The sequence below is a fragment of the Cysteiniphilum halobium genome, from assembly GCF_003574425.1.
GTDB lineage: Bacteria > Pseudomonadota > Gammaproteobacteria > Francisellales > Francisellaceae > Caedibacter > Caedibacter halobius.
Genome location: NZ_QLIU01000112.1, coordinates 1 through 529, shown reverse-complemented (window position 1 = coordinate 529; position 529 = coordinate 1). Strand labels below are relative to the sequence as shown.

At 29.3% G+C, this 529-nt stretch carries 1 protein-coding gene; it reads left to right on the top strand.

Features of this window, described 5'->3' with window-relative positions:
* On the top strand, nucleotides 1–472 hold a 472-nt coding region (locus DNK85_RS12675), incomplete at its 5' end, for a hypothetical protein (protein ID WP_208123182.1).
* Nucleotides 473–529 lie beyond the last annotated feature (57 nt).

Below are 529 nucleotides of genomic sequence, written 5' to 3'. Positions count from 1 at the left end.
GAAAAAGAAAGGAAAAGAAAAGAAGAAGGAAAAAAAAAAAAAGAGAAAGAGGGAGAGAAAGAAAAGAAGAAAGGGGAAAGAAGAAAAGAAAAAAGAAAAGGGAAGAAGGAAAAGAGAGAGAAAGAAGAAGAGAAGAAAAGAGAAAAAGAGGAAGAGGGAAGGAAGGGAAAAAAAGAAAAAAAAAAGGGAGAGACGAAAGAGGAGAGAAAGAAAAAAAAAAAAAAGAGGGAAGGAAGAAGGAGAGAGAAGAAGAAAGAAAAGAGAAAAAAATAGAAGAAGAAAAAAAGAAAAAAGAAAAGAAAGAGAAAAAGAGGAAGAAAAAAAAGAAAAGAAGGGGAGAGAAAAGAAAAAAGAAAGAAAAAAGAAAAGAAGAGAAATAGTGAGAAGAAAAAGGAAGAAAAAAAAAAGAGAAAAGAAGAGAAGTGTAGAAGGAAAAAAGAAAAAAAAAAAGAACAAAAAAAAAAAGGGGTAGATAAAATGGGAAGAGTTAAAACAGAAAAAAAAGAAGGAGAGAAAAGAAAGAACAAAA